Here is a 21,053-nt window from a genome sequence, read left to right on the forward strand (position 1 = left end):
GGAGCCAGCGGCCGCTTTCGGGCGGCCGCATCGTCCCTTGGAGCCGGAGAGATATTGCGATGAACATGACTGCCACCAAGATCGAGGTTGAGACCGCGACGCCCGCCGCAACGGTTGCGCCAGTCGTCGCGCTGACGCCGAAGCGTCCCCCGCGCACTGAGGCTTACGCTCGCATGGTCCGGGAGACGGCCGTGCGCGTGATTCCGCCGCTGGTCGTGATCGCGCTGCTGACGCTGATATGGGAGCTGATCTGCCGCCGCGCCGGCTCGGCGCTGCCGCCGCCGTCGAAAGTTTTCAGTGATACCAAGGAGCTGATCTTCGATCCGTTCTTCGACAACGGAGGCATCGACAAGGGGCTGTTCTGGCATCTGTCCGCCAGTCTCCAGCGCGTCGCCTTCGGCTACTCGCTGTCGGCCATTGCCGGCATCGGGCTTGGCGTGCTGGTCGGGCAGTCGGTCTGGGCCATGCGCGGGCTCGATCCGTTGTTCCAGGTGCTGCGCACGATTCCGCCGCTGGCCTGGCTGCCGCTCTCGCTCGCGGCCTTCCGCGACGGCCAGCCTTCGGCGATCTTCGTCATCTTCATCACGTCGATCTGGCCGATCATCATCAACACCGCGGTCGGCATCCGCAACATCCCGCAGGACTATCGCAACGTCGCCGCGGTGGTGCAGCTCAATCCGCTCGAATTCTTCGCAAAGATCATGATCCCGGCGGCGGCGCCCTACATCTTCACCGGCCTTCGCATCGGCATCGGCCTGTCGTGGCTTGCGATCGTCGCGGCGGAAATGCTGATCGGCGGCGTCGGCATCGGCTTCTTCATTTGGGACGCCTGGAACTCCTCGCATATCAGCGAGATCATCCTGGCGCTGTTCTATGTCGGCATCATCGGCTTCGTGCTGGATCGCCTGATCGCGGGGCTCGGCAAGTTCGTCACCCACGGTACCGCGCAGAACTGAGGAGAGGGGACATGACCGCTTATCTGAAGCTCGACCACATCGACAAGGTCTTCACCCGCGGCGCCGCCACCACGGAGGTGCTGAAGGACATCAACCTCACGATCGAGAAGGGCGAGTACGTTTCGATCATCGGCCATTCCGGCTGCGGCAAGTCGACCCTGCTCAACATCATCGCGGGGCTGACCGGCGCCACCACGGGTGGCGTGCTGCTGGAAAACCGCGAGGTGAACTCGCCGGGGCCGGATCGCGCCGTGGTGTTCCAGAATCACAGCCTGCTGCCGTGGCTGACCGTCTACGAGAACGTGAGGCTCGGCGTCGACAAGGTCTTCGCCAGGACCAAGTCCCGTGCCGAGCGCGACGCCTGGGTGATGCACAATCTCAACCTGGTGCAGATGGCCCATGCCAGGGACAAGCGTCCTTCGGAGATCTCCGGCGGCATGAAGCAGCGCGTCGGCATCGCGCGGGCGCTGGCGATGGAGCCGAAGGTGCTGCTGCTCGACGAGCCGTTCGGCGCGCTCGACGCGCTGACCCGCGCGCATTTGCAGGACTCGGTGATGGCGCTGCATCAAAAGCTCGGCAACACCATCCTGATGATCACCCACGACGTCGACGAGGCCGTGTTGTTGTCCGACCGCATCGTCATGATGACCAACGGGCCGAGCGCGCGCATCGGCGAGGTGCTGGAGGTGCCGCTGGCGCGGCCGCGCAAGCGGCTCGAACTCGCGACCAACACCACCTATCTGAAGTGCCGCCAGCGCGTGCTCGAATTCCTCTACGAGCGCCACCGCTTCGTCGAGGCCGCGTAAACGAAGAGTTCAACGCGACCACACGTGCGCGCCCAAATAATCGTCATCTCGCTCAATCCTTGTGCGTCGCACAAGGATTGAGCGAATCGCAAACCAAGCGTGCGAATAAGCCCTGCGAACATTTCGGGCGAGACGAACAACATCCTGAAATCCCTGCGTTTCCAGGATGCACGCAACTGGCACGGAAATTGAAGCGCATTTGCGCGACGCCAACGACGACGTCCCTCAACATCATCAATCAGCATCGTGAACTCGCCACCGGGGTGAAGCCTCGGAGCGCGCCTCCCTGTCTGGAGGCTGAGCCTGCAACGACGCAGCGGTGAGACTGGAAGGGATATGCAATGACGAAGAGTCCCACTTGGATTTCTGACTGGCGCCCCGAGGATGAGGCGTTCTGGAATACGACCGGCAAGTCGATCGCGCGGCGCAATCTGATCTGGTCGATCGTAGCCGAACATATCGGCTTCTCGGTCTGGCTGATCTGGAGCATCGTCACCACCAAGCTGCCGCAGGCGGGCTTCCATTACACCACCGACCAGCTGTTCCAACTCGTCGCCGTGCCGGGGCTGATCGGCGCCTTGATGCGCTTTCCCTACACTTTCGCAGTGACGACGTTCGGCGGCCGTAACTGGACCATCTTCAGCGCGGCGATCCTGTTCATTCCGACCTTGTCGCTCGCCTATTTCGTGAGCCAGCCCGACACGCCGTTCTGGCTCATGCTGCTGGTCGCCTCGACCGCGGGTCTCGGCGGCGGCAATTTCGCCTCCAGCATGACCAACATCTCCTTCTTCTTCCCCGACCGGATGAAGGGATGGGCGCTCGGCCTCAACGCGGCCGGCGGCAATATCGGTGTCTCCAGCGTGCAGCTCTTGACCCCGATCCTGATGACGCTCGCCGTCTTCAATCTGTTCCAGGCAACGCCCGTCGACGGCATCTTCCTGCAGAATGCCGGCCTGATGTGGGTGCTGCCGATCGCGATCGCGGTGTTCGGCGCGGTGTTCTTCATGAACAATCTCACCACGGCGAAATCGTCGGTGAAGAACCAGCTTGCGATCGTCAAGCGCAAGCACACCTGGATCATGGCGTATCTCTACATCGGCACGTTCGGGTCTTTCATCGGCTATTCCGCGGCGTTTCCGCTTCTGATCAAGACGCAATTCCCTACCGTGACGATCTCGATCGCCTTCCTCGGCCCGCTGGTCGGCTCGCTGTCGCGTCCGCTCGGCGGCTGGCTCGCAGACCGGGTCGGCGGCTCCATCATCACCTTCTGGAACTTCATCGCGATGGCGGGCGCCACGGTCGGCGTGCTCTACTTCGTCGGGCAGAAGGATTTCATCGGCTTCCTGTCGATGTTCCTGATCCTGTTCGTGACGACCGGCATCGGCAACGGCTCGACCTACCGCATGATCCCCTCGATCTTCCGCGAGGAGAACCTGTTCAAGGTGCGCGGCAAGGGCGATGCGGCACGTAGCGCCGCGCTGAAGACCGCGAGCATCGAAAGCGGCGCTGCGGTTGGCTTCATCGGCGCGATCGGTGCCGTCGGCGGCTACCTGATCCCCAGCGGCTTCGGCAAGTCGATCGCCATGACCGGAGGGCCGCAGCTCGCGCTCGCGATCTATCTCGCCTTCTACGCCTCGTGCCTCGCTCTGACCTGGTGGTTCTACCTGCGTCGCAGCCCGCAGGGTGAAGGCGCGCCGAGCCTCGCCGAAGCGCGGGTGTAGAGCATGATCCGGAAAAGTGTGAAGCGGTTTTCCGACTAGATCATGCTCAGAAGATAGTACTTGGCACGAATGTCGCTTCTCCCCGTACGCGGGGAGAAGTTCTCTGATGACGTTTGACCCATGAACTTTTTCCGCAATGGCGCGGACGAAGGCAGACCGAAACAGACAGGAGAACATCATGACGCCAGAACAGATTACTCTCATTCAGCAGAGCTTCTCCAAGGTCGCGCCGATATCCGAGCAGGCCGCGGTGCTGTTCTACGATCGCCTGTTCGAGGTGGCGCCGTCCGTGCGCGCGATGTTTCCCGAGGACATGACCGAGCAGCGCAAGAAGCTGATGGGCATGCTCGCCGCCGTGGTCGGAGGCCTGTCGAACCTCGAGTCGATTCTTCCCGCGGCCTCCGCCCTCGCCAAGCGACACGTCGCCTACGGCGCCAAGGCCGAGCACTACCCTGTGGTCGGCGCGACCTTGCTGTGGACCCTGGAGAAGGGTCTTGGCGAAGCCTGGACGCCAGATCTCGCCAAGGCCTGGACCGACACCTACGGCGTGTTGTCCGGCTACATGATATCCGAGGCCTATGGCGCACAAGCGCAGGCCGCCGAATAGGAGTTGCGTCGTGAGTGAACCGCTGGTCATCGTCGGTAACGGTATGGCGGCCGCGCGTCTGGTCGACGAGCTCGCCAGGACCGCGCTCGGCCGCTATGCGGTCGCCGTGATCGGCGAAGAGCCGCGGCTCGCTTACAACCGCGTGCTGCTCTCCTCCGTGCTGGCGGGCGAGACCGGCTCGCACGAGATCGAACTGCGGCCGGCCGAGTGGTGGCGCCATCGCGGCGTCACGGTGCGCTACGGCTATCGTGTCACCGAGATCGATACCGGCCGCCGCGAGCTGAAGATCGCAGGCGAGGAGAGCATGGAATATTCCAAGCTCGTGCTCGCCACGGGATCGACGCCGCTGCGGCTCAACGTGCCGGGGGCCGATCTCGCCGGCGTGCACACCTTTCGCGACACCCGCGACGTCGACCTGCTGCTGACGCTGGCCGCGGCGAAGAAGCGCGTCGTGGTGGTCGGCGGCGGCGATGCGGTGATCTTCGCCGCCGGCATCAAGCCGAACGTCGCGCTGGCGAAAGAGGCGGGGATCGCGGTCAACCGCGGCGTCGTCGTCAACGACGTCATGCAGACCTCCTCGTCCGACATCTTCGCGCTCGGCGAATGCGCCGAGCATCGCGGCACCTGCTATGGCCTTGTCGAACCCGCTTATGAGCAGGCGCGCGTGCTGGCACGGCATCTTGCCGGCCGCCCCGCCGCCTATCAGGGCAGCGTGGTCTCGACCAATCTGAAGGTCTCCGGCGTCAGCGTGTTCTCCGCCGGCGACTTCATGGGCGGGGAGGGCAGCGAGAGCCTCGTGCTGTCGGACCGCAGCCGCGGCACCTACAAGAAGCTCGTGATCGCCGACGGCCGGCTCACCGGCGCCGTGCTGATCGGCGATACCGTCGATGCGCTCTGGTACCTCGAGCTGATCCGCAACCGCGACAAGGTTGCGCCGATGCGTACAGACATGATGTTCGGCCGCGCGGTGGCGCAGCCTTCGAAAGCGGCGTGACATGACGGCGATCGATCCAAATCTCCGCACCACCAAGACGACGTGTCCCTATTGCGGCGTCGGCTGCGGCGTGCTGGCGACGCCCGACGGCAAGGGTGGTGCAGCAATCGCGGGCGATACCGATCATCCCGCCAATTTCGGCCGGCTGTGCTCGAAGGGCTCGGCGCTCGGCGAGACCGTCGGGCTCGAAGGCCGGCTGCTCTACCCGATGATCCGCTGCAAGGGCTTGTTGGAGCGCGTCGCCTGGAGCGATGCGCTCGATCATGTCGCCCATCGCATGCAGCACATCGTGGCGCGCGACGGCGCCGACGCGGTCGCCTTCTATCTCTCCGGCCAGCTCCTCACCGAGGACTATTATGTCGCCAACAAGCTGATGAAGGGGTTTGTCGGCACGGCGAATGTCGACACCAATTCGCGGCTCTGCATGTCCTCTTCAGTTGCGGGCCATCGCCGCGCCTTCGGTGCCGACACCGTGCCCGGCTGCTACGAGGATCTCGACCAGGCCGACCTGCTCGTCTTCGTCGGCTCGAATGCGGCCTGGTGCCATCCCGTCCTGTTCCAGCGCATGCTGAAGAACCGTGGGGAGCGCGGCGCGCGCATGGTCGTGATCGACCCGCGCCGTACCGACACCGCCGGCGATGTCGATCTGTTCCTCGGCCTCAAGCCCGGCACCGACACGGCGCTGTTCTCCGGCCTCTTCGTCCATCTCGCCGACAATGGCGCACTCGATCGGGACTACATCGCGCAGAACACCAGCGGATACGACGACGCGCTGGCGCGTGCGCGCAACATCGCCGGCAGTGTCACTGCGACGGCGCTTGCCACGGGCCTCTCCGAGCAGGACGTCGCCTCCTTCTTCAGGATGTTCCGCGACACCGAAAAGGTCGTCACGCTCTATTCGCAAGGGGTCAACCAGTCGGCGCAGGGCACCGACAAGGTCAACGCCATCCTGAACTGCCATCTTGCGACGGGGCGTATCGGCAAGCCCGGTGCTGCGCCGTTCTCGCTCACCGGCCAGCCCAATGCGATGGGCGGCCGCGAGGTCGGCGGCCTCGCCAATATGCTTGCCGCCCATATGGGTTTCACGCCGCCCGACATCGATCGCGTCAGGCGGTTCTGGAAGGCGCCGCGCATCGCCACCCATGAGGGGCTGAAGGCGGTGCAATTGTTCGAGGCCATCAACCGCGGCGAGATCAAGGCGCTCTGGGTGATGGGTACCAACCCCGCGGTGTCGCTGCCCGATGCCGACATGGTCCGCGATGCCCTAAAGAAGCTCGAGCTGTTCGTGGTCTCCGAGAACGTGCTCTCCAACGACACCGTCGCGGCCGGCCCGCATGTGTTGCTGCCGGCGCTGGCCTGGGGCGAGAAGTCGGGCACCGTGACCAATTCCGAGCGGCGCATCTCGCGCCAGCGCGCCTTCCTGCCGGCGCCCGGCGAGGCGCGCCCTGACTGGTGGATTCTCAGCGAGATCGCAAAACGTTTCGGTTTCGGCGACAGCTTCAACTACAAATCCGCCGCCGATATCTTTCGTGAGCATGCCGCACTCTCGGCCTTTGAGAACAATGGCAGCCGTGATTTCGACATCGGCGCGCTGAGTTCGGTGTCCGACGAAGCATTCGACGCCTTGGAGCCGGTGCAATGGCCCGCGCGCGAGGGGCAGACGCCCGGCGAGCGCTTCTTTGCGAGCGGCGGGTTCTTCACCAATGACGGCAAGGGCCGCTTCGTCGCGCCGGAGGTGCCGGCCCTGCGCGGCGAGACCGGTCCGTCGCGCCCCTTGCGGCTCAACACCGGGCGCATCCGCGACCAGTGGCACACCATGACACGCACGGGGCTCAGCCAGCGGCTGGGCGCGCATTTGCCGGAGCCCTTCGTCGAGATTCATCCCGATGACGCCAGCAAATACGGCATCGCCCATGACAGCTATGCCCGCATCACCACCGATCATGGCAAGTGCATCCTGAAGGCCGTCGTGAGCGACCGGCAGCAGCGCGGCACCCTGTTCGTGCCGATCCACTGGAGCGCGATGAATACCTCGCACGGCCGCGTCGGCGCGCTGGTGCAGTCCTTCACCGATCCGTTCTCGGGCCAGCCGGAGGCGAAGGCGACGCCGTCCGCGATCGCTCCTTACGAATTCGTCTTCCGCGGCTTCGCGCTGTCGCGAAAGCAGATCGACCTGCCGGAGAACCTGTTGTGGACCCGCGTCACGGTCGCCGGCGGCTTCGGTTATCTCTTCGCGGACAACGGCGATCTTTCGCGCTGGCCCGCCTGGCTCGAGAACGTCGCGGGCGAGGACGTTGCCGAGTACCGCGACTTCGGCGGCGGGGTCTATCGCGCCGCCTCGTTCGCAGGCGACCGCATCGAGACCTGCCTGTTCGTCGGACCCGCGCACGATGCCGGCGATTGGGAGGTGGTGAAAAGCGCATTCGCCGCCGACCAGGTGACCGACGAGCAGCGCCGTATGCTGCTGTCCGGCAAGTCGATAGAGGGCGCCGCGTCGACCGGGCCGATCGTCTGCGCCTGCTTCGGCGTCGGCCGCGGCACCATCTGCGACACAATCGCAGGCGGCGCCCGCACCGCCGCCGAGATCGGCGCTAGGCTCAAGGCCGGTACTAATTGCGGCTCCTGCATCCCCGAGATGAAGCGCCTGATTGCGACGACCGAAGCGCCGGTGAAGCCGGCCAAGGTCGTGGGCGCGGCGGGGTAGGGCTGGCTCTCTCCAGCGTCATTGCGAGCGCAGCAAAGCAATCCAGGGTCTTTCCGCGAAGATAGTCTGGATTGCTTTGCTGCGCTCGCAATGACGGTTTGGATGCAGGTGTGTGCCAAAACTACGATCTCGTGCCCCGGACGCAGCGCAGCGTCTCTCCGACGGTGCGCTGCAGAGCCGGGGCCCATGCTACGCCGAGTTGCGTGGCTTCTGTTGGGTCCCGGCTCTGCGCCGCAACGCTTGCGCGTTGCAGCGCGTCCGGGACACGAGAGTGGTATGGGCTGGCACGCAGCCATGCCGCCCGCGCCAATCGACGCGCCCGCCATTGTGCCCTATGTTGCCGCGGCTTCCACCTCAGCAGCCATAACAGCAATGATGTACCTGGAAACGCCGCCGCGCCTGATCGAGACCGCGATCTTCTCCGTCATGCCCGACAAGTTCCGCCGCAAGGGCGTGCGGACGGATTGGGCCGATGCCAACCGGCCGGGCATTGCCACCGACAGCTTCATCGAAGGTCCTTCATTCGACAAGGATGGCAACCTCTATGTTGTCGACATTCCCTTCGGCCGCATCTTCCGTATCGCGCGTGACGGCGAGTGGTCGCAGGTCGCCGAATACGAGGGCTGGCCGAACGGGCTGAAGATCGCATCCGACTGCCGCATCCTGGTCGCTGACTACATGCACGGCATCATGGAGCTTGACGCGAATGCCGGGCGGATCAAGCCGGTGCTGACGGCGCGCAATTCGGAATCGTTCCGCGGCTGCAACGATCTCCACCTCGCCAGCAATGGTGACGTCTATTTCACCGGTCAGGGCCAGACCGGCCTGCACGACCCCAGCGGCCGGGTCTATCGTCTCGCGTCGAACGGCCGGCTCGATTGCCTGATCGATACCGGCATCAGCCCGAATGGTCTCGTGCTCGACCCGACCGAGACCGTGCTGTTCGTCGCGATGACGCGCGACAACGCGGTGTGGCGGTTGCCCTTCATGAAGGACGGCAGCGTGTCCAAGGTCGGCCGCTTCTGCTCGCTGTTCGGCACCAGCGGTCCTGACGGCATGACCATGGATGCCAAGGGCCGCCTGTTCGTCGGTCATGCCTCGCTCGGCCATGTCTTCGTGTTCGCGCCGAACGGCGAACTGATCGCGCGGATCAAGTCCTGCGCGGGGCCGAACTGCACCAATGTCGCGATCGGTGGCGCAAAGAAGGATCGGCTCTATATCACGGAGTCGGCGACGGGCAGCGTGCTGGTTGCCGACATCAGTGATCTCTAGAGCCTCTGAGGGAATAACATGAACACACATCCCTTCGGCCAGACCGGCGCCAACGTCTCCGTCATCGGGCAAGGCACCTGGTATCTCGACCACGGCGATCGCAAGCGCGCGATCGCGGCGCTTCAGCGCGGGCTTGATCTCGGCATGACCCATATCGACACCGCCGAAATGTATGGCGATGCTGAACTCGTCATCGCGGATGCGATTGCGGGCCGTCGCGACGAGGTGTTTCTCGTTTCGAAAGTGCTGCCGAGCAACGCCTCGCGCCGCGGAACCATAGCGGCCTGCGAGCGCTCGCTGAAGCGGCTCAAGACCGACCGGCTCGACTGCTATCTCCTGCATTGGCGCGGCTCTTATCCACTGGAGGACACCGTCGCTGCGTTCGAGGAACTGGTGCAATCAGGCAAGATCAAATCCTGGGGCGTCTCCAATTTCGATGCCGACGATCTCGACGAGATTCTCGAAGTCGCAGGCGAGAGCCGGATCGCCTGCAACCAGGTACTCTATCATCTGAAGGAGCGCGCGATCGAGCATGAGGTGATCCCGTGGTGCGAGCGGCACAATGTCGCCGTCGTCGCCTACTCGCCGTTCGGTCATGACGATTTCCCGGCGAGCAGCAGCAAGGGCGGCGCGGTGCTGGCGCGCATCGCGGAGACGCGCCGCGCGACACCGCGTCAGGTCGCGCTGAGCTTTCTCACCCGTGCGACTACGGTGTTCGCTATACCGAAAGCCTCGTCTGCGGAACATGCCGGCGAGAATGCGGCAGGCGACCTCGTGCTGACGAAGGACGAGATTGCCGCGCTGGACGCGGCGTTTCCCCGCGGGCCGAAGCCGCGCGGCCTGCCCATGCTGTAGTGCACAATTGGCAATGTTAACGGAGCATTGACGCGCGCGGCGGCTCGCGCATATCGGCATCCTGTTTTCGGAAGTTGTGAACGGGGCGCATTTGTCGTTTTTTACGGCCGTTCTCGATTCGCATTTTGCCCGGGTTCCAGCCGTGACACCGCCGCCCGCCGCAGCCGCAAGGCTCGACAGTATTCCCATGCCCGCACCGGAGAAGAAGCAGCAGGCTCGCCGCGCGCCTGCGCGCGTCGATCATCCCTTCAAGGGCATTGCGCTGATCCTGCTCTCGACGGTGTTTCTCGGCTGCTCCGACGTCACTGCGAAATATCTCTCGACCAGCCTGCCGTCGATCGAGATCACCTGGATCCGCTTCCTCACCTTCACGCTGCTGTTCACGCCGGTGATGCTGCCGGCCTCGCCGTTCTATGCGATGCGGACCAAGCGTCCCGGCCTGCACGTGATGCGCGGGGCGGCGCTGCTCGGCTCCTCGCTGTTCTTCATCACGGGTCTCGGCTTCCTGCCGATCGCGGAGGCATCGGCCACCGGCTTCGTTGCGCCGCTGTTCGTCACCGCGCTCTCGATCGTCTTCCTCGGCGAGAAGGTCGGCATGCGCCGCTGGCTTGCCACCGCGCTCGGCCTTATCGGCGTGCTGATCATCCTGCGCCCGGGCACCAGCGCATTTCACCCCGCCGCAGTCTTTCCGTTGGTCTCAGCCGCGTGCTGGGCCGGCACGTTGATCCTGACGCGCATGATGAGCGGGCGGGAAGCCGTCGTCACCACCATGGCCTATTCCTCGCTGACGGGCCTTGCGATCCTGACCGCGCTGGTGCCGTTCGTCTGGGTTACGCCATCCTGGACCGCGATCGCGCTCGGCATCTTCATCGGCGTCGCCTCGACCGCGGGCCAGTGGATCGTCGTGCTCGCCTATCGCTACGGCGATGCCTCGGTGCTGGCGCCGTTCTCCTACACGCAGCTGCTCTGGGTCAGCATTCTGGGCTTCTTCATCTTCGGCGAAGTGCCCGATGTCTTCACCATCACCGGCGCGGCCTTCATCGTGGCCAGTGGCCTCTACATCGCCCATCGCGAGCGTGTCCGCCGCGCCCAGCTCCTGGTGCTGGAGGAGCGTTCCCCGAACGCCTGACGCAAGTTCGCTCCTCGTGCTTTGTGGTATCAGCGCTCCAAACAATATGGGAGGAGCCGGATGCGGGCCGCGATTTTCAGGAACGGAGAGATCGTCGTCGACCGGATCGCCGAGCCGAAGCCGGGGCCCGGCCAGGTGCTGGTCAGGACGCTCGCCTGCGGCATCTGCGGCTCCGACCTGCATGCGCGCCAGCACGCCCATCGCATGGTGGAGATGGCACGGAAGGTCGGGCGCAAGCCGATGGACCTCTCCCGTGACGTCGTGTTCGGCCACGAGTTCTGCTGCGAGGTCGTCGACTACGGCACCGGCACCGAACGCAAGCTCAAGCCCGGCACCCGCGTCTGCTCGCTGCCGGCGCTGCTGACGCCTGAGGGCATCGAGGGCATCGGCTATTCCAACGACAATGTCGGCGGCTATGCCGAGGCGATGCTGCTCAGCGAAGCGCTGCTGCTTGAGGTGCCCAACGGGCTTGCGCCCGAGCATGCCGCGCTCACCGAGCCGCTGGCGGTCGGCGTCCACGCCGTGGCGAAAGCCAACATCAGCGGCGGCGAGGTGCCGCTCGTGATCGGCTGCGGCCCGGTCGGCCTCGCGGTGATCGCCGCGCTGAAGCTTAGGGGCTTGCACCCGATCGTCGCCGCCGACTATTCGCCGGCGCGCCGCGCGCTCGCCGCCAGGCTCGGTGCCGACATCGTCGTGGACCCGAGGGTGTCGCAGCCCTATGCGACCTGGGCCGAGCACGCGCGGATGTCGGAGGCGGAGAAGGCGGCGCGCCCGCCGTTCCAGGCGATGCTGCCGGCGCTGAAGCCGGCGATCATCTTCGAATGTGTCGGCGTGCCCGGCCTGCTGCAGCAGGTGTTCGAAGGCGCGCCGCGCGATGCACGCATCGTCGTGGTCGGCGTCTGCATGGAGACCGACAAAAGCGAGCCCATGCTCGGCATCATGAAGGAGCTGAGCGTCCAGTACGTGCTCGGCTACACGCCGGACGAATTCGCAAGCTCATTGCGCCTGATCGCGGAAGGGCAGGTGGATGCGGCCGCGATGGTGACCGCCGAAGTCGGCATCGACGGAGTCGCCAAAGCATTCGCCGATCTCGCCAATCCCGAGATGCATACCAAGATCATCGTGCAGCCGTGGCGATAGCAACTTGGCAGGGTGCTGTAGGGTGGGTTAGCCCTACGACTGCGCGAAGCGCAGTTCGCACGGCGTAACCCACCACTTCTCTTGCGGCGGAGACAGAAGAGGGGGGTACGCCGAGCAAATGCGCTGCGCGCATCAGCCCGTCTAACCCACCCTACGAGATCTCGCTCAATACTTCGCCGGCACGTACATCTCCGGCGGGACCGGCCCTCGCTGATAGTCGGGATTGCGCACGCGCGGCGGCAGCGTCACCGGAGCCCGCACGACCTCCTGGTACGGGATCTGAGTCAATAGATGTGCGATGCAGTTGAGCCGGGCGCGCTTCTTGTCCACGGCATCGACGATCCACCACGGGCTATCCGGCAGATGCGTGTGCTCCAGCATCGTCTCCTTGGCCTTGGTGTAAGCCTCCCAGCGACTGCGTGACTCCACGTCCATCGGGCTCAGCTTCCACTGCTTCAGGGGATCCTTGATGCGCATCGTGAAGCGGAATTGCTGCTCGTCGTCGGTGATCGAGAACCAGTACTTGACCAGGATGATGCCGGAGCGGATCAGCATGCGCTCGAACTCCGGCACTGTCTTGAAGAACTCCTGATATTCGTCCTCCGAGCAGAAGCCCATCACGCGCTCGACGCCGGCGCGATTGTACCAGCTACGATCGAACAGCACGATCTCGCCGCCGGCCGGCAGGTGCGCGACGTAGCGCTGGAAATACCATTGCGTGCGCTCGCGCTCGTTCGGCGCCGGAAGCGCCGCGACGCGGCAGATGCGGGGATTGAGGCGCTGGGTGATGCGCTTGATCACGCCGCCTTTGCCGGCGGAGTCGCGGCCCTCGAACAGCACCACGACCTTCTTCTTCTCGCTCTGCACCCAGTCCTGGAGCTTGACGAGCTCGCCCTGGAGGCGAAGCAGTTCCCGGAAATAGAGCCTGCGATCGACCGTCGGTTTCAGTGTTCCGGCCTCGTCGAGGAGCTCGTCGAGACGGGTATCATCCAGCTCCATCTCCAGTTCCTCGTCGAGATCGTCGGCCATTTCCTGGATGATGCGGGCGCGCTTGGAGATCTCGGATTTGCGATCGGCTGCGGTCATGGGTGCTTCTCTCGGCTCGAATACCAGTCACAACGACCATCGGCGGGGTTTGTTGCGACCATGTGACAACGTGGGATCCCGCTGACGCAGGTCACACCGGCAGCGCGATCGAATATTTCACCTGGCTGAGCGCAAAGCTCGACTCGATCGAGGCGATGCCGTCGAGCCGGGTCAGCTTGGTCTTGAGGAACGTCTCGTAGGAGGCGAGGTCGGCCGCCACCACGCGGAGCAGATAGTCGCGGTTGCCGGTCATCAGATAGCACTCCAGGACCTCGTCCCATTTCGAGATCGCGCGGGCGAAGCGGTTGAGGTCCTCCTCCTTCTGCCGCGCCAGCTTGATCGAGATGAAGACGCTGACATGCAGGCCGAGCGCCTTCTGGTCCACGGTCGCGATGTAGCGGCTGATGACGCCGCGTTCCTCCAGCAGCCTGACCCGGCGATGGCAGGGCGAGACTGAGAGCCCGACCTTGTCGGCAAGCTCCTGCATGGTCATCCGGCTGTCGTTCTGGAGATGGCTGAGGATTTTCCGGTCGATGGCGTCGAGCTCTGGCATTGGGAAGGGACCTGGGTCAGGAGGCGTCTGATTGGTAAAATATCCCAATATCGGCCGGTATGGCGCGAAAAATTGAGAAGTTTGGCGCGGCCCGCGGGCGTATGATCAGTGCTTATTTCCCGGAGCATCGCCATGCCCGTTGACCCTGCTCGCCTCGACACCCTGACCGCGCTCGCCCGCAAGGCACTGTGGCTGTCGTCCTGGACCATCCACCACGCCAACCACATCCGCGCCAATGCGGACGGCCTCAAGGTCGGCGGCCACCAGGCCTCCTCCGCCTCGCTCGCGACCATCATGTCCGCGCTGTACTTCCACGTGCTGCGCCCCGAGGACCGCGTCGCGGTGAAGCCGCATGCGAGCCCGGTGTTCCACGCCATCCAGTATCTGTTCGGCCGCCAGACCCGCGAGAAGCTGGAGAATTTTCGCGGCTTCAAGGGCGCGCAGTCCTATCCGTCGCGCACCAAGGACGTCGACGACGTCGATTTCTCCACCGGCTCGGTCGGCCTCGGCGTCGCGCAGACGCTGTTCTCTTCGCTGGTGCAGGACTACGTCAAGGCGCATGGCTGGATGAAGGACCGCCGCGAAGGGCGGATGATTGCGCTTGTCGGCGATGCCGAAATGGACGAGGGCAACATCTTCGAGGCGCTCGCGGAGGGCTGGAAGCACGGCCTGCGCAACACCTGGTGGGTGGTCGACTATAACCGCCAGTCGCTCGATGCCGTCGTGCGCGAAGGTCTTTGGGAAAAGTTCGAGACCATGTTCCGCAATTTCGGCTGGGACGTGGTGATCGTGAAATATGGCCGCCTGATGCGCGAGGCGTTCGCGGAGCCAGGCGGCGAAGCCTTGAAGCGCTGGATCGACAACTGCCCGAACGCGCTTTACGCGGCACTGTGCTTTCAGGGCGGCGCGGCCTTCCGCAAGCATCTGCACGACGAGATCGGCGACCAGGGCCCCATCACCAAGTTAATCGACAGGCGCAGCGACGAGGAACTGCTCGCGCTGATGTCGAATCTCGGCGGCCATGACATGGCGAGCATGCTGGAGGCATTCGACGCGATCGATCACGATCGTCCGGTCTGCTTCATCGCCTACACCATCAAGGGCGTCGGCCTGCCTTTCCAGGGCCACAAGGACAACCATGCCGGCCTGATGACCGTCGCGCAGATGGAGAAGTACCGCGACAGCCAGAACATCCGGCCCGGACACGAATGGGACAAGTTCGAAGGGCTGACGCAGGATGCGGCCGAACTGGAAGCGTTCCTCGCGCGGGTGCCGTTCAACCGGGACGGCCGCCGGCTGACGGCGCCCGTCGTCGAGGTGCCCCAGCAGCTCGCCTTCAAGCCGTCGCCGCAGATGTCGACCCAGCAGGGCTTTGGCCTCGTCCTCAACGAGATCGCGCGCAGCGACGGCGAGCTGGCAAAGCGCATCGTCACGACCTCGCCCGACGTCACGGTCTCGACCAATCTCGGCCCCTGGGTCAACCGCCGCGGGCTGTTCGCGCGCGCCGAAAAGGCGGATTTATTCCGCAGCGAGAAAATTCCCTCGACCTACAACTGGGACGCCTCGCCCAGGGGCCAGCATCTCGAGCTCGGTATTGCCGAGATGAACCTGTTCATCATGCTCTCCGCGCTCGGCTTGTCGCACCAGATCAACGGCGAGCGGCTGCTGCCGGTCGGCACGCTCTACGATCCCTTCATCGAACGCGGCCTCGATGCGCTGAACTATGCCTGCTACCAGGATGCCCGCTTCATGGTGGCGGCGACGCCGTCGGGCATCACGCTCGCGCCGGAGGGCGGCGCGCACCAGTCGATCGCGACGCCCTTGATCGGCATGGCGCAGGACGGCCTCGCCTCATTCGAGCCGGCCTTTGTCGACGAGCTCGCCGTGATCATGGCTTTCGGCTTTGAGCACATGCAGCGCGATCCCGGCGAGGGCGGTTCTGTGTATTTGCGGCTTTCCACGCGCAGCATCGAGCAGGCGCAGCGGATCATGACGCCGGAGCTGAGGCAGGGCATCACCGACGGTGCTTATTGGTTGCGCAAGCCGGGCCCGAATGCCGAAGTCGTGATCGCCTATACCGGCGCAGTCGCGCCGGAAGCGATCGAGGCCACCGGCTTCATCGGCGAGAGCCGTCGCGATATCGGGCTGCTTGCGATCACCTCGGCCGACCGTCTCCACGCCGGGTGGACCGCCGCGCGAAAGTTGCGGCGCGACCGCCGCGGCGTGCAGCATCTCAGCCACATCGAAAAGCTGCTGGCGCCGCTGCCGCGTGACTGCGGCATCGTGACCGTGATCGACGGCCACCCGTCCGCGCTCGGCTGGCTCGGCAGCGTCCGTGGCCACCGCGTCGAGGCTCTCGGCGTCGAGCAGTTCGGCCAGACCGGCAGCATCGCGGACCTTTATCGGCACTACGGCATCGATGCCAACGCCATCATCGATGCGGCCGAAAGCCTCACCACCGGTGCGCCGGTGCTGCACCGGAAGATGGCGGTGTAGTCGAGGTAACCACGCGCATGGGCCCCGGCTCTGCAGCGCATCACTGAAGAAGTGCTGCGCTGCGTCCGGGGCACGAGCGTGTTTGCACTCGCTCCAATCTCGTGTCCCGGACAAGGCGCGACATGAAATGTCGCGACGCCGAGCCGGGACCCAGAGCCGCTTGCCTCGCTTCAAATCGCGTCCCATATTCCGCGCGCTCGCCGCAACGCTGGCCCCGCATATGGCGGGTTCAATTGCCGGCGCTTTCGTGCAAGGATGCCTGCCGAAACGCCCCCTCCAAGCCCCCAAGAAGAGGTTAACGATGGTCAATCGCATGCAATTCTACATCGACGGCGCCTGGGTCGATCCCGCCGTCAAGAAATCCACCGCCGTGGTCAATCCGGCGACGGAAGAGGCGATGTACGAGGTTGCGCTGGGCTCCAAGGCTGACGTCGACAAGGCCGTCGCCGCCGCCAAGCGCGCCTTTGCCACCTTCTCCCAGACCAGCCGCGAGGAGCGCGTCGCGCTGCTGTCGAAGGTCATCGAGGTCTACAAGGGCCGCCTCAAGGAGATCGGCGCTGCCGTCTCCGACGAGATGGGCGCGCCGCTGCCGATGGCGGAAAAGCTCCAGGCCGGCGCCGGCCTCGGCCATCTCATGACCACGCTCGACGTGCTCAAGAACTACCATTTCGAGGAGCCGGTCGGCACCGCCATGGTGCTGCGCGAGCCGATCGGCGTGGTCGGCATGATCACGCCCTGGAACTGGCCGCTGAACCAGATCGCCTGCAAGGTCGCGCCCGCGCTCGCCGCCGGCTGCACCATGATCCTCAAGCCCAGCGAGTTCACCCCGACCTCGGCGCTGATCTTCGCCGAGATCCTGCATGAAGCCGGCGTGCCCAAGGGCGTGTTCAACCTCGTCAACGGTCTCGGCCCCGAGGTCGGCGCCGCCATGAGCGAGCATCCTGATATCGACATGATCTCCTTCACCGGCTCGACCCGCGCCGGCATCGACGTGGCCAAGCGCGCGGCTCCCACGGTCAAGCGCGTCAGCCAGGAGCTCGGCGGCAAGTCGCCGAACGTCATCCTCGAAGGCGCCGACCTCACGAAGGCGGTGACCGGCGGCGTGATGCACATGTTCAACAACTCCGGCCAGTCCTGCAATGCACCGTCGCGCATGATCGTGCCACTGTCGAAGATGAAGGAAGTCGCAGCGATCGCGAAGGCCGTGGCCGACAAGACCAAGGCCGGCGATCCCCGCGCCGAAGGCACCATCATCGGCCCGGTCGTCAACCGCGGCCAGTGGGACAAGATCCAGGGCCTTATCAAGAAGGGCATCGACGAGGGCGCTACCCTCGTCGCCGGCGGCCCGGGCCTGCCCGAAGGCGTCAACAAGGGCTTCTATGTCCGTCCGACCATCTTCGCCGATGTCACTCCCGAGATGACAATCGCGCGCGAAGAGATCTTCGGACCGGTGCTGACCATCATCGGCGCCAAGGACGAAGCCGACGCGGTCAAGATCGCCAACGATACGCCGTATGGCCTCGCCGGCTACGTCACGGGTCCGACGGTCGAGGACGCCAAGCGCGTCGGCCGCCAGATCCGCGCCGGCAACGTCAACCTGCAGGGCGTGCCCAACGACCGAACCGCGCCGTTCGGCGGCTACAAGCAGTCCGGCAACGGCCGCGAGTGGGGCAAGTTCGGCCTCGAGGACTTCCTCGAAGTGAAGGCCGTCGCGGGCTTCAACGCGGCGTAAGTTCGAGCGGTTGGAAAGAATGACGCCGGAGCGGGAGGCCGCTCCGGCGTTTTTGTTTTGCGGAGTTCGTAGGGTGGATTAGCGAAGCGTAATCCACCATGTATGTCGCCGTGGAGACCAAAGAGGTGGGTTACGCCTTCGGCTAACCCACCCTACGATTTCGAACTATCCCCCCGCCGCGCCCTGCGTGTTCACATACAGCGCATAGATCGACTGGCTCGCGGCCATGAACAGGCGGTTGCGCTTGACGCCACCAAAGCAGAGATTGGCGCAGCGCTCGGGCAGCGCGATGCGGCCGATCATGACACCGTCGGGTGCGAACACCACCACGCCGTCGAGCTCGGGATCGCCCATGCCCCAGCCGCACCAGAGATTTCCGTCGATGTCGCAGCGCATGCCGTCGGGCGTGCCGGGACCTGCATCGATGTGGACGCGCTTGTTGGAAATCGTGGTGCCGTCGGCCGAGACGTCATAGGCGAGGATCTTGCGGTTCGGTACCCCGCGCGACTCCACGACGTAGAGGATCGTCTCGTCCGGCGAGAAGCACAGCCCGTTTGGACCGAGCACGCCTTCGGCGACGATTTTCGCCCTGCCGGTCGCGGGATCGAGCCGGTAGACGTTCGGCTCGATCTCGGGTTCTGCCGTGTAGCCTTCGTAGTTGCCGAGCAGGCCAAAGGTGGGATCGGTGAACCAGATCGAGCCGTCGGATTTTACGACGACGTCGTTCGGCGAGTTCAGCCGCTTGCCCTCGAACGAGTCCATCAGCACGGTGATGCTGCCGTCGTATTCAGTGCGGGTCACGCGGCGGCCGCCGTGCTCGCAGGTGATCAGCCGACCCTGGCGATCGCGGGTGTTGCCATTGGCGAAGTTGGAGGGCTTGCGGAACACGCTGACTGCGCCGGTCTCCTCCTCCCATTTGAGGATGCGCTGGTTCGGAATGTCGCTGCATAAGAGATAACGCCCGTCGCCGAACCATACCGGACCCTCGGCCCAGCGCAGGCCGGTCGTCAGCCGCTCCACCGCCGAAAGTTTCAGCCAGTATTTTTCGAAGCGGGGATCGAGTGCGTGAATGGCCGGGTCAGGATAGTAGCTCGCCGGGCGCCAGCCAAGCTGTTCTGGAGTGTGGGACGATGCCTCATTCATGTCGATTCTCTCGTTTCGTTCCCTCTGGACAATCCTGCTAACATTGGAGACATGTGACCGCAAATCGGTAAACACAGGCGAGGAAGACATGCCGCGTATCTTGATGACGGGAGCTTCGGGCGGAATCGGCACCAGCCTGCGGAAACTGCTGCCGCCGATCTATCCGGATCTGCTGCTGTCCGACATCAAGCCACCGGCCGATCTCGGCGCAGATGAAAAATTCAAGATGGCCGACCTCGCCGATCTCGCGCAGTGCGAGGCCATGTGCGAGGGCGTCGACGGCATCCTCCATTTCGGCGGCTATTCGGTCGAAGGCACCTGGGATCAAATCCTCCAGGCCAACATCATCGGCGGCTACAATCTGTTCGAGGCCGCACGCAAGAAGGGCGTCAAGCGCGTGGTGTTCGCCTCGTCGAATCACGCCGTCGGCTTCTATCCGCGCCACCACAGGATCGGCACCGACGTCACTGCGCGGCCGGACAGCCGCTACGGCGTCAGCAAGGTGTTCGGCGAGGCCGTCGGCGCGCTCTACGCGGATAAGCATGGCCTCAAGGTAACTTGCCTGCGCATCGGCAATTTCGGCGACATGCCGCTGGACCAGCGTCGACTCTCGATCTGGCTCAAGCCTGAAGACCTCGTGCAGCTCTGCCGCATCGGGCTCGAACATCCCGACATCCATTTCGAAGTCTTCTACGGCGCCTCCTTCAACGAGCGCGCCTGGTGGGACAATCACCGCGCCTACGAGCTCGGCTATCGCCCGACCGGCCGCGCCGAAGACTTCCGCGAGCACGCGATGGCCGAGCAGGCCAAGCTCAAGCCGGATCCGGTCGGCGATTACTTCCAGGGCGGCACGTTCTGCAGCATGGAGTTCGATGCCGACCCAGACCGCGTGATCGACTGGACCAAGCGGTAGAAGCGGCTCACCGGCCGAGCGTCAACAGCGGCTTGCCTGTCTCGACAATATAGGTCGCAAGCTCCGCCGCGTTGCCGCTGCCGACGTTCGTCACCGCATGGTGTACGCCGTGAGGAATGAGCAGCACGTCGCCGGCCTTCAGGGTCACCGGCGGCCTGCCGTCGAGCCGATATTCCAGCTCGCCTTCGATCATATAGACGAGCTCTTCGCCCGGGTGATTGTGCCTGACGGCGACAACACCCGGAGGAAAATCGACGCGGACCTGGACGACCTCGCGTCCGGGGACGCTCAGAGCTTCCTTCATGAGATGTGTGCGCTTGATGTCTCCCAGCCGTGGCTCTTCGGATCGGGCGGCGAGCGAAGTCAGGCTGGTTGCGGCGATCAGCGCCGCCGCAACGATGATTCCATATCTCTTCATGTGAATGGCCTTTCGGTTGTGCGCGACGTTGCGCTTGTGTCGATCAGGCGGCGGCCGCTGCCGCGGGTGTTGCGCGGAAGCTGATGGCCATGCGGTTGTAGGCATTCATCAGGCTGATCGCGATCGTGAGGTCCACGAGCTCACGCTCCTCGAATATGGCGCGTGCGGCCTGATATGCCTCGTCGGGGACGCCGGTTTCGGCAACCCGTGTCACCGTTTCCGCCCATGCCAGGGCGGCCCGCTCGCGTTCGTCGAAGAGATTGCCGGCCTCGCGCCAGGCCTGCAGCAGCGCGATCTTCTCGACCTTCTCTCCCATCTTGAGCAGGTCGCGCGTGTGCATGTCGATGCAGTAGGCGCAATTGTTGATCTGGGAGATCCGCAGATAGACCAGCTCAATCAGCGTGGCGGAAAGGCGGCTCTGCAGGATGTAGCCGTAGACGCCGCCGAGCGCCTTGATGCCTGCCGGCGCGATCTGGTTGTAGTCGAGACGCTTACTCATGGTCTTCTCCTTGATGAGTGGCCGGTTTC

Annotated in this window: 18 protein-coding genes; 13 read left to right on the forward strand and 5 right to left on the reverse strand. The window is 64.6% G+C overall.

Annotation, left to right across the window (positions count from 1 at the left end; all coding sequences use genetic code 11):
• Positions 1-59: 59 nt before the first annotated feature.
• The 10 genes from ntrB (at position 60) to H1B27_RS18565 (ending at position 12,184) form a co-directional block, all read left to right on the forward strand.
• Complete coding sequence (ntrB, locus tag H1B27_RS18520; RefSeq protein ID WP_061878236.1) at positions 60-956, forward strand: nitrate ABC transporter permease; 897 nt, start codon at positions 60-62, stop codon at positions 954-956.
• An 11-nt stretch (positions 957-967) separates the two neighbouring features.
• Positions 968-1,762: an ABC transporter ATP-binding protein gene (locus H1B27_RS18525; RefSeq protein WP_061878235.1), complete on the forward strand. Its 795-nt coding sequence runs from the start codon at positions 968-970 to the stop codon at positions 1,760-1,762.
• Between the two features lie 341 nt (positions 1,763-2,103).
• The gene (locus H1B27_RS18530) at positions 2,104-3,483 is read left to right on the forward strand and encodes an MFS transporter (RefSeq protein ID WP_197967031.1); all 1,380 of its coding nucleotides are present in this window, start codon (positions 2,104-2,106) and stop codon (positions 3,481-3,483) included.
• 178 nt (positions 3,484-3,661) lie between these two features.
• Positions 3,662-4,090: a globin family protein gene (locus H1B27_RS18535; protein WP_061878665.1), complete on the forward strand. Its 429-nt coding sequence runs from the start codon at positions 3,662-3,664 to the stop codon at positions 4,088-4,090.
• A gap of 10 nt (positions 4,091-4,100) precedes the next feature.
• On the forward strand, positions 4,101-5,084 hold the full coding sequence (locus tag H1B27_RS18540; protein WP_197967032.1) for an NAD(P)/FAD-dependent oxidoreductase: 984 nt from the start codon (positions 4,101-4,103) through the stop codon (positions 5,082-5,084).
• 1 nt (position 5,085) lies between these two features.
• Complete coding sequence (locus tag H1B27_RS18545; RefSeq protein WP_197967033.1) at positions 5,086-7,788, forward strand: nitrate reductase; 2,703 nt, start codon at positions 5,086-5,088, stop codon at positions 7,786-7,788.
• Positions 7,789-8,163: 375 nt separating this feature from the next.
• The gene (locus H1B27_RS18550) at positions 8,164-9,060 is read left to right on the forward strand and encodes an SMP-30/gluconolactonase/LRE family protein (RefSeq protein ID WP_197967143.1); all 897 of its coding nucleotides are present in this window, start codon (positions 8,164-8,166) and stop codon (positions 9,058-9,060) included.
• 18 nt (positions 9,061-9,078) lie between these two features.
• Positions 9,079-9,915 (forward strand): aldo/keto reductase, encoded by an 837-nt coding sequence (locus H1B27_RS18555; RefSeq protein ID WP_197967034.1) that lies wholly within the window; start codon positions 9,079-9,081, stop codon positions 9,913-9,915.
• Positions 9,916-10,102: 187 nt separating this feature from the next.
• Entirely contained in the window at positions 10,103-11,044 is a 942-nt protein-coding gene (locus H1B27_RS18560) for a DMT family transporter (RefSeq protein ID WP_061878229.1), read from the forward strand.
• A gap of 60 nt (positions 11,045-11,104) precedes the next feature.
• A complete protein-coding gene (locus H1B27_RS18565) occupies positions 11,105-12,184 on the forward strand; it encodes a zinc-binding dehydrogenase (protein WP_197967035.1) in 1,080 nt (359 codons plus the stop codon).
• Between the two features lie 165 nt (positions 12,185-12,349).
• Here H1B27_RS18565 and ppk2 read toward each other — a convergent pair whose 3' ends face one another.
• The gene (gene ppk2, locus H1B27_RS18570; protein WP_197967036.1) at positions 12,350-13,270 is read right to left on the reverse strand and encodes a polyphosphate kinase 2; all 921 of its coding nucleotides are present in this window, start codon (positions 13,268-13,270) and stop codon (positions 12,350-12,352) included.
• 91 nt (positions 13,271-13,361) lie between these two features.
• The gene (locus H1B27_RS18575; protein ID WP_061878226.1) at positions 13,362-13,823 is read right to left on the reverse strand and encodes an Lrp/AsnC family transcriptional regulator; all 462 of its coding nucleotides are present in this window, start codon (positions 13,821-13,823) and stop codon (positions 13,362-13,364) included.
• A 132-nt stretch (positions 13,824-13,955) separates the two neighbouring features.
• Between H1B27_RS18575 and H1B27_RS18580 the strand changes: the two genes are divergently transcribed.
• On the forward strand, positions 13,956-16,319 hold the full coding sequence (locus H1B27_RS18580) for a thiamine pyrophosphate-binding protein (RefSeq protein ID WP_197967037.1): 2,364 nt from the start codon (positions 13,956-13,958) through the stop codon (positions 16,317-16,319).
• A gap of 301 nt (positions 16,320-16,620) precedes the next feature.
• Positions 16,621-18,051 (forward strand): aldehyde dehydrogenase family protein, encoded by a 1,431-nt coding sequence (locus H1B27_RS18585; protein WP_197967038.1) that lies wholly within the window; start codon positions 16,621-16,623, stop codon positions 18,049-18,051.
• Between the two features lie 165 nt (positions 18,052-18,216).
• Here H1B27_RS18585 and H1B27_RS18590 read toward each other — a convergent pair whose 3' ends face one another.
• A complete protein-coding gene (locus H1B27_RS18590) occupies positions 18,217-19,194 on the reverse strand; it encodes an SMP-30/gluconolactonase/LRE family protein (protein ID WP_197967039.1) in 978 nt (325 codons plus the stop codon).
• 88 nt (positions 19,195-19,282) lie between these two features.
• Between H1B27_RS18590 and H1B27_RS18595 the strand changes: the two genes are divergently transcribed.
• Positions 19,283-20,107: an NAD-dependent epimerase/dehydratase family protein gene (locus tag H1B27_RS18595; RefSeq protein ID WP_197967040.1), complete on the forward strand. Its 825-nt coding sequence runs from the start codon at positions 19,283-19,285 to the stop codon at positions 20,105-20,107.
• Between the two features lie 7 nt (positions 20,108-20,114).
• Here the strand turns inward: H1B27_RS18595 and H1B27_RS18600 are convergent, their stop codons facing one another.
• Both H1B27_RS18600 and H1B27_RS18605 read right to left on the reverse strand, forming a co-directional pair.
• Positions 20,115-20,525, reverse strand: coding sequence for a cupin domain-containing protein (locus tag H1B27_RS18600; RefSeq protein ID WP_197967041.1), 411 nt, complete (start codon positions 20,523-20,525; stop codon positions 20,115-20,117).
• Between the two features lie 43 nt (positions 20,526-20,568).
• Positions 20,569-21,024, reverse strand: a complete 456-nt coding sequence (locus H1B27_RS18605; RefSeq protein WP_197967042.1) for a carboxymuconolactone decarboxylase family protein — start codon at positions 21,022-21,024, stop codon at positions 20,569-20,571.
• Between the last annotated feature and the right edge of the window lie 29 nt (positions 21,025-21,053).

This window comes from Bradyrhizobium diversitatis (assembly GCF_016031635.1).
GTDB lineage: Bacteria > Pseudomonadota > Alphaproteobacteria > Rhizobiales > Xanthobacteraceae > Bradyrhizobium > Bradyrhizobium diversitatis.

Excerpts from the sequence above, each read along its gene's own strand:
- ntrB (WP_061878236.1), top strand. The coding sequence starts at position 60 with ATGAACATGACTGCCACCAAGATCGAGGTTGAGACCGCGACGCCCGCC.
- H1B27_RS18525 (WP_061878235.1), top strand. The coding sequence starts at position 968 with ATGACCGCTTATCTGAAGCTCGACCACATCGACAAGGTCTTCACCCGC.
- H1B27_RS18530 (WP_197967031.1), top strand. The coding sequence starts at position 2,104 with ATGACGAAGAGTCCCACTTGGATTTCTGACTGGCGCCCCGAGGATGAG.
- H1B27_RS18535 (WP_061878665.1), top strand. The coding sequence starts at position 3,662 with ATGACGCCAGAACAGATTACTCTCATTCAGCAGAGCTTCTCCAAGGTC.
- H1B27_RS18545 (WP_197967033.1), top strand. The coding sequence starts at position 5,086 with ATGACGGCGATCGATCCAAATCTCCGCACCACCAAGACGACGTGTCCC.
- H1B27_RS18550 (WP_197967143.1), top strand. The coding sequence starts at position 8,164 with ATGTACCTGGAAACGCCGCCGCGCCTGATCGAGACCGCGATCTTCTCC.
- H1B27_RS18555 (WP_197967034.1), top strand. The coding sequence starts at position 9,079 with ATGAACACACATCCCTTCGGCCAGACCGGCGCCAACGTCTCCGTCATC.
- H1B27_RS18560 (WP_061878229.1), top strand. The coding sequence starts at position 10,103 with ATGCCCGCACCGGAGAAGAAGCAGCAGGCTCGCCGCGCGCCTGCGCGC.
- H1B27_RS18565 (WP_197967035.1), top strand. The coding sequence starts at position 11,105 with ATGCGGGCCGCGATTTTCAGGAACGGAGAGATCGTCGTCGACCGGATC.
- ppk2 (WP_197967036.1), bottom strand. The coding sequence starts at position 13,270 with ATGACCGCAGCCGATCGCAAATCCGAGATCTCCAAGCGCGCCCGCATC.
- H1B27_RS18575 (WP_061878226.1), bottom strand. The coding sequence starts at position 13,823 with ATGCCAGAGCTCGACGCCATCGACCGGAAAATCCTCAGCCATCTCCAG.
- H1B27_RS18580 (WP_197967037.1), top strand. The coding sequence starts at position 13,956 with ATGCCCGTTGACCCTGCTCGCCTCGACACCCTGACCGCGCTCGCCCGC.
- H1B27_RS18585 (WP_197967038.1), top strand. The coding sequence starts at position 16,621 with ATGGTCAATCGCATGCAATTCTACATCGACGGCGCCTGGGTCGATCCC.
- H1B27_RS18590 (WP_197967039.1), bottom strand. The coding sequence starts at position 19,194 with ATGAATGAGGCATCGTCCCACACTCCAGAACAGCTTGGCTGGCGCCCG.
- H1B27_RS18595 (WP_197967040.1), top strand. The coding sequence starts at position 19,283 with ATGCCGCGTATCTTGATGACGGGAGCTTCGGGCGGAATCGGCACCAGC.
- H1B27_RS18600 (WP_197967041.1), bottom strand. The coding sequence starts at position 20,525 with ATGAAGAGATATGGAATCATCGTTGCGGCGGCGCTGATCGCCGCAACC.
- H1B27_RS18605 (WP_197967042.1), bottom strand. The coding sequence starts at position 21,024 with ATGAGTAAGCGTCTCGACTACAACCAGATCGCGCCGGCAGGCATCAAG.